This is a genomic window from Castellaniella sp., assembly GCF_004321985.1.
Taxonomy (GTDB): domain Bacteria; phylum Pseudomonadota; class Gammaproteobacteria; order Burkholderiales; family Burkholderiaceae_B; genus Castellaniella.
The window spans coordinates 1-6,555 of the sequence record NZ_SCQN01000013.1 but is presented as its reverse complement, the minus strand read 5'-3'; the positions used below and the strand labels follow the sequence as shown (position 1 = coordinate 6,555).

At 59.0% G+C, this 6,555-nt stretch carries 7 protein-coding genes; 2 read left to right on the top strand and 5 right to left on the bottom strand.

The features are described 5' to 3' along the window. Positions 1-18 precede the first annotated feature (18 nt). Positions 19-1,023 (top strand): MFS transporter, encoded by a 1,005-nt coding sequence (locus EPN31_RS03410; protein ID WP_291769522.1) that lies wholly within the window; start codon positions 19-21, stop codon positions 1,021-1,023. A 111-nt stretch (positions 1,024-1,134) separates the two neighbouring features. On the opposite strand, the gene merC is transcribed toward EPN31_RS03410, so the two are convergent. Continuing rightward, positions 1,135-1,566: an organomercurial transporter MerC gene (gene merC / locus EPN31_RS03405; protein WP_291769516.1), complete on the bottom strand. Its 432-nt coding sequence runs from the start codon at positions 1,564-1,566 to the stop codon at positions 1,135-1,137. A gap of 71 nt (positions 1,567-1,637) precedes the next feature. Here merC and merR point away from each other — a divergent pair, with 71 nt between their 5' ends. After that, entirely contained in the window at positions 1,638-2,045 is a 408-nt protein-coding gene (gene merR / locus EPN31_RS03400) for an Hg(II)-responsive transcriptional regulator (protein ID WP_291769513.1), read from the top strand. Between the two features lie 30 nt (positions 2,046-2,075). Here the strand turns inward: merR and EPN31_RS03395 are convergent, their stop codons facing one another. The 4 genes from EPN31_RS03395 to EPN31_RS03380 all read right to left on the bottom strand — a co-directional run. Beyond that, positions 2,076-4,478, bottom strand: coding sequence for a heavy metal translocating P-type ATPase (locus EPN31_RS03395; protein WP_291769511.1), 2,403 nt, complete (start codon positions 4,476-4,478; stop codon positions 2,076-2,078). Further along, the gene (locus EPN31_RS03390; RefSeq protein ID WP_291769508.1) at positions 4,465-4,734 is read right to left on the bottom strand and encodes a heavy-metal-associated domain-containing protein; all 270 of its coding nucleotides are present in this window, start codon (positions 4,732-4,734) and stop codon (positions 4,465-4,467) included. Before EPN31_RS03390 ends, EPN31_RS03395 begins: the two co-directional genes overlap by 14 nt. A 373-nt stretch (positions 4,735-5,107) precedes the next feature. Continuing rightward, the gene (locus EPN31_RS03385) at positions 5,108-5,629 is read right to left on the bottom strand and encodes a sigma-70 family RNA polymerase sigma factor (protein ID WP_291769520.1); all 522 of its coding nucleotides are present in this window, start codon (positions 5,627-5,629) and stop codon (positions 5,108-5,110) included. 355 nt (positions 5,630-5,984) lie between these two features. Further along, the coding region (locus EPN31_RS03380) for a TIGR04282 family arsenosugar biosynthesis glycosyltransferase (protein ID WP_291769505.1) at positions 5,985-6,555 on the bottom strand (571 nt) is incomplete at its 5' end.

Below are 6,555 nucleotides of genomic sequence, written 5' to 3'. Positions count from 1 at the left end.
AACACTTACGGGCGCCGAGTGGGTCTGGTAGCGGGATATCTGGCGTGCTTGCTGGGTAGTCTCCTCTGTGTATTTGCGGGCGCGGAAAGTTCCTTGATTCTGTTGACGGTCGGGATGGTTTTTGTGGGTGCCGGGCTCGCGGCGACATGGCAGGCCCGCTTCGCGGCAATCGACTTGGCAGACGAGCGATATCGAGGCCGTGCCGTATCGGTGGTGATGTGGGCAACAGCTGCGGGCGCGGCCGCTGGGCCAGCCGTGGCTGGCCCAGCGGGTGCCGTGGCCGAAATGTTGGGGCTGCCGCGATTGACAGGTGGGTTTCTGGTTGCGGCACTTGGTGCGCTCGCCGCCGCGATCTGGGTAGCGCTCGGCATGAGAACCGATCCCCTGCTGTTGGCACGTCAGTTCAATCCCACCAGGAGCCCGTCTCCTCGTCAGCACAGGTCAGCACTTGCGGTAGTGCGCGCGCATCCGCAGGCGGCGTACGGGATACTGGCCATCGCCTCCGCGCATGCCGCAATGCTCGCAGTAATGGTGATCGCGCCACTCCAGATGGAACGTGACCACAACGGGCTTGAGATGATCGGGGCGGTGATCGGCCTTCACATTGCCGGCATGTACGCTCTGTCACCGTTGGTGGGATGGTGCACTGACCGAGCCGGTCCCCGCGTCGTCACACTGACTGGCGCCGTGATGATGCTGACCGGTGTCGTTACGATCTGGGCGTCCCCTCCTTTGCTGGCACTTTTCGCGACCGGTCTGTTCTTGATCGGGTTGGGCTGGTCATGCGTGATGATTGGCACTTCAACGGCGATTACCACGGCATTACCACTCGACGAGCGTCCTGCGGTTCAGGGGTTGTCGGATCTTGTGATGGGAGGTGTCGGTGGTGTCGCTGGTGCCGTCGCGGGTGTCGTCGTGGGTAGGTGGGGGTTCCAGCCGTTAAGCATCGCCGAGGCAACGACTTTGGGGATCACGGTTCTGGCCGCTCTTGCCATTCAGCGGCGGAACACCCACTTCTCCTGAGACAGTCTGCAATACTGATTCCGCCACAGGCGCCCGCCATACTAGACCCCGCAGGGGGTCTGCCGCCTTTCAGTACATACTCGTGTCGCGCAGTATGGGGGGGGGAATTCACTATTTATTTTTGGGTACTTCGCAGCCGTTCGAGCCGCATCGACGGTTGGCCGGCCACACCAGATCCCAAATTGACACGCCGGCCATCAGAGCGATCCCGGTGTAGACCAGGGGGCGCATCCATACGGTGCCAAGCAACCACACTCCGCCAATGATGACGATCGCGGGGCCCGTCATGCCGAGCAGGCTGCGGTGCCATTGGCGATGGCGTAACCAACCCAGTCCGTTTGCCAGTAGTGCCAAGGCGGCGAAAGCCGGCAGCAACGTAGAAACGAACAACCCCTCGTATTGCTGCAAAAAGCCCAACCCAATGGCTGAGCCCAGGCTGGCGAGTGCCGGAAAACACATGCCGCACCCCATTGCGGATACGACTGTACCAACTGAGCCGGCTTTGTCACCCAAGCGGGTAAGTCGAGGCGAAAGATCTTTCACGATGCACTCCTTTTCCAGATTTACTCGATGCTGTAACCTTATTTCCGTAGTTGACTACGGAGTCAAGCATCATGGGGCAAGGCTCGGAAAACCTTACCATCGGCACCTTCGCGAAGGCGGCTGGGGTCAATGTGGAAACGATTCGCTTTTATCAGCATAGGGGGTTGCTGCCTACCCCGAAGCGACCGTACGGCGGCATCCGTCGCTACGGCAGCACGGATGTGGAGCGGGTGAAGTTCGTGAAGTCTGGCCAGCGATTAGGGTTCAGCCTTGACGAGATCGGACAGCTCCTGACATTGGAAGATGGCACCCACTGCAGCGAGGCGGCTGAACTGGCCGCCCAGCGGCTGAGTGACGTACGCACCAAACTGGCCGATCTAGCTCAAATCGAGGCGGCTCTATTCAGGCTGATCAGTGACTGTCACGCCATCCAGGACAACGTGTCGTGCCCGCTCATCGCAGCCCTGCAGCAACGCTAACGATCGTGAGTCCTTTGACGGGTTCCATACTCAAACTCTTTCTTTCACCGTCGGCCGCCAGCGCCGCAGCAACAACGCATTGGACACGACGCTAACCGAGGACAGAGCCATGGCCGCGCCCGAAATCATTGGATTCAAAAGTCCGAGTGCGGCGAGCGGCATGCCAATCACGTTGTAGAAGAATGCCCAAAACAGGCCTTGCCGGATCTTGTTGTGGGTGGCTCGACTGACGGCGATCGCGTCACCGACCAGGAGCGGATCCGAGCGCATCAAGGTGATGCCCGCTGTCTCCATGGCGACATCCGAACCACCGCCCATGGCAAAGCCAACGTTCGCAGCGGCAAGGGCTGGTGCGTCGTTGACACCGTCCCCAACCATTCCGACGATGAAACCTTCCAACTGGAGGCGGCGGACCTCTTCAGCCTTCTGACCGGGAAGCACGGATGCGATCACCCGCTTGATGCCCAGTTCCGCGGCAACTGCGGCAGCAGTTCGCTCGTGGTCGCCTGTCAGCATAATGGTCTCAATACCAAGGCGTTGCAGGTTCCGCACCGCAGCCTTGGCTGTTTTTCTAACGGGGTCTGCGACCGCAATAGCGCCCGCCAACTCTGTTTTGGGTTCGAGGACTGCCACCCACATCACAGTGCGGCCATGGTCCTCCAACGCAGCCACTTGAGCCTCCAGGCTCTTGGTTGGTATGCCTTGCTCCGCGAGTAAGTGGCGATTGCCGATGGCGATCTGTCGTCCAGACACGCGCGCGATGAGGCCCATCCCGGGATGACTCTGGAAATCTTCAAGGCGATTCCGCTTGAGTCCCTTGGCCTTCGTCAGGACCGCATGGGCCAGTGGATGCTCGCTGCCGGCCTGCGCAGCAGCTGCCATGGCAAGCAATTCGTCCTCCGGCATCCCCGTGGTGAGGACTTCTGTCACAGCTGGCTTGCCCTCGGTCAGCGTACCTGTTTTGTCCAGAACCACGGTGTCGAGCTTGTGCGCCAATTCGAGCGCTTCCGGATCACGGATCAGGATACCGGCCTTGGCGGCCACGCCGGTGCCGACCATCAGAGCGGTCGGCGTAGCAAGACCGAGCGAACATGGGCACGCAATCACCATTACCGCGACCGCCGTGATGATTCCAGCGGTCAAGTTACCTGCGATCAGCCACCAGCCGAAAAACGCAACCAGTGCAACTCCCAGCACAATTGGAACGAAAACCGCAGCGACGCGATCGACGAGACGTTGAACCGGAGCCTTCTTGCCCTGCGCGCTCTCAACGAGCGCGATAATCCGCGAAAGCGTCGACTGCTCCCCGACGAGCGTTGTTTCGATGCGAAGCAGGCCCCTACCGTTGACCGAGCCACCTACCACGGCGTCGCCCGCCCCCTTCGGTAGCAGCTGACTTTCTCCAGTCAACAAGCTCTCGTCGACCTCGCTGTGCCCGTCAAGTACGACGCCGTCGATCGGCAGCTTCTCTCCGGGACGGACAACGACAACATCGCCCGGTGATACGGCGGCAATCGGTAACTCGATTTCCACATCGCCGCGAAGAACGCGTGCGTTTTCGGGGCGCAGCGCCATGAGTGCTTTTATCGCTGACGTTGTTGCTCGCTTGGCCCTGGTTTCAAGCCATTTCCCGAAAAGAATCAACGTGACGACCACTGCGGCCGCCTCGAAATAGAGATGACCACCCACCGGTCCGGCGAGCAATATGTAAAGGCTGTAGAAGTAGGCGGTCGACGTGCCGAGCACGACCAGAAGGTCCATGTTGCCGGTGCGCGCCCGTAGTGCTTTCCATGCGCCGACATAGAAGCGTGCGCCCAGAATGAACTGCACAGGTGTGGCAAGCAGGAACTGCAGCCAGGCCGGCAGGTCAACACCCACCATCGGCAGCAACAAAGGCGTGCTGAGAACAGCCGCCACCAGCACCCGCCAGGTTTCCTGCTTGAGCCGCTTCTCCTCAGCAGCGAGGATCTGTCGGTCGCGCTCGGCGTCACCCGTCAGAAGCTCAGCGCCGTATCCGGCTCGCTGCACGGCAGCGATGAGGTCAGCCGGGCGCAGAAGGCCAGCAACGCCTTCTATGGTGGCCTTTTCACTGGCGAGGTTCACTTCCGCTCGCGTGATGCCGGGAACTGCCAATAAAGCTCGTTCGACACGACCCGAACAGGTGGCGCAGGTCATGCCAGAGATGGCGAGCTCCCGCGTTTCATGATCGACGTCGTAGCCGGCTCGGACCACAGCCTCGACCAGCGCCTCAGTCTGTACTTGCGCAACATCAAATTTCAGGTCGGCCTGCTCGCTGGAGAGGTTGACCGACGCAGCTACTCCAGGAAGGGCCTGCAAGGCTTTCTCGACACGGCCCGCGCAGGTCGCGCAGGTCATACCCTTGATGGGCAAGACAGCATGCAGCCGATTATCGACCACTTCAATGGTGTCCATCCTGTACTCCCTCTTCAACATCGGCCTCCAGATCTCTGGCGCCGTACCCGGCCGCCTCAACGGCCGCGACAAGGTCCGCGGAAGTTGCCGTGCCCCTCACTGTCGCTTGGCCAGTCTTGATGTCTACCGTCGCCTTCGCAACGCCGGGAATACGAGACAGGATGCGTGTGACCGTGTTTGCACAACCACCGCAGGTCATCCCCGAGACAGAGAGGATCGTGGTTTCGTGCGATTGTCGTGATTCTTGCTGATTCATGAAACTTCGCTCCTTCCAAGTAGATAAAGAAAACGGTAAACCTTACCGTCCTTGGAATGTCAAGAGACCGTTTGCTCAGCTTTTAAACGAACCCTTATGTCTCGTGCAGGAGCAAATATGGGCAGACTGGACCGGGTAGCACTACGCAGTGCTGGCGCACGTTCTGGATCAACCGGGCGCTCGGCGTACCCGAGTACACGAGGGCGGACCTTGACGAATGCTCGAGCCTAGACGCTGTCCTGGCCCGCGTGCGTGCCGTCAAACAAAACACGCAAGCTCTTATTCCTTGACACGAACAGCGTACCGATGACGTACGGAGTAAAGTGCTGCAAAGGTGGGCCAGTAGGTATTCGCCGGTATTGCCGGAGAACACCTACTCGGAATCCAGCATATATTCACGCACCAGTTCGCGTGCACGGTGTAGGCGGCTTTTTATAGCGCCGATGTTCTCCCCCAACTGCGCGGTAATCTCCGCGATAGTTAGTTCCTCAAAGTCGCGCAGCAAAATCACCTCCAGGTAGTGTGCAGGCAGGGATTCCAACGCAGCGGCTAGATCAATCCTCAGATCATCTTGCGGTCTTTGCAATAGGCGCTGCTCAGCCAATTCATCGGGCAGTGGTTCGTAGCGGAACATTATCCGCGAAAGCTTGCGACATTCTCGCTTGACCACGGTAAAAAGCCACGAGGAGAACGCCGCCGCGACTTTGAGCCCTTTCACTTTCCGTGAGATGACAAGAAGCGACTCCTGTATGGCGTCATCGACATCACTGTCTTGACAATGCTTCCGCGCGTAGCGGCGAACGTCGGCCTGACACACGACAAGCAGACGATTGATAGCGGCCGCGTCGCCCGTTTGCGCGGCCAGTATCAGGTTATGGCGCTCAATCACATGCATGACCATAATGTAGCCCCTTTGGTATCAGTCGTCACGGACTGGTACGGCGATTACTTAGTGTGTCGGGTACATGAGCAACATCAGCATCCGCGCGGTCGCGCGCACGCTCGGATCTGTCGAGCCCATGATTGCGTCAAAGAGGTCGGGTTTGATGTGGTGAAAATCGATATATAAAAGATCAACTGGTATTGGGGGCTCACGACTATCCGCTGTAGCCGTGGTGATGCTTAGGCCACGTATGAAACTTGACTATCGGAGCATGCCCGGATCGATCAAAATGGTGGTTGCACACGATATCGTTGACTTGAAACCTAACATTGATGGCTCCTTAAATAGTGCGTAAAATGGCTTGGGATTAGAGCCACGCCTGCGGCAGCCATCTCAAATCAGCAGGTCGGTCAATGTCGTGCAGCATCGGGTTGTTTTGTACCTTCCAGCCAAGCTGCTCCATACGGTGTAGTGTTTCGAAAGCTACAGTGTCGGTGCTCCATTCAATGTCTTCGAAGAGAGACGAATGACACTGGTTCAATCCAAGCAATGCATAACCACCGTCGACAGTCGGGACCATTGTGGCATCTGTCTGTCGCAGGGAATCGGCTGAGCGACGCAGGTGCGCCGCATCAAGGGCGGGGCAGTCGGTGCCGATGAGCAACACCGATTCACCTGCATCGGTTACACGCTGTGTTGCCCGCATCAGCCGGACACCCAGATTTCCTTCTCCCTGCTCCGACCATGTAATCATTGTGGGAAGTGGAAGGAATTGCCAGATTGGTTCTTTTTGACTCGGGCTGGCACAAAGCTCTACCGGCCCGACTTTGGCCGCCAGCGCCTGTACCACAGTGTGAGCCAGCATACGTCGCGCGAGGTCAGCCGCACCTTGTGCCCCGAGGGCTTGAATCAATCGTGTTTTGGCCATGCCTGGCATG

What these genes read in the sequence shown, in the direction of transcription:
- merR (WP_291769513.1), top strand. Translation starts at nt 1,638, where the DNA reads ATGGGGCAAGGCTCGGAAAACCTTACCATCGGCACCTTCGCGAAGGCG.
- EPN31_RS03395 (WP_291769511.1), bottom strand. Translation starts at nt 4,478, where the DNA reads ATGGACACCATTGAAGTGGTCGATAATCGGCTGCATGCTGTCTTGCCC.
- EPN31_RS03390 (WP_291769508.1), bottom strand. Translation starts at nt 4,734, where the DNA reads ATGAATCAGCAAGAATCACGACAATCGCACGAAACCACGATCCTCTCT.
- EPN31_RS03385 (WP_291769520.1), bottom strand. Translation starts at nt 5,629, where the DNA reads ATGCATGTGATTGAGCGCCATAACCTGATACTGGCCGCGCAAACGGGC.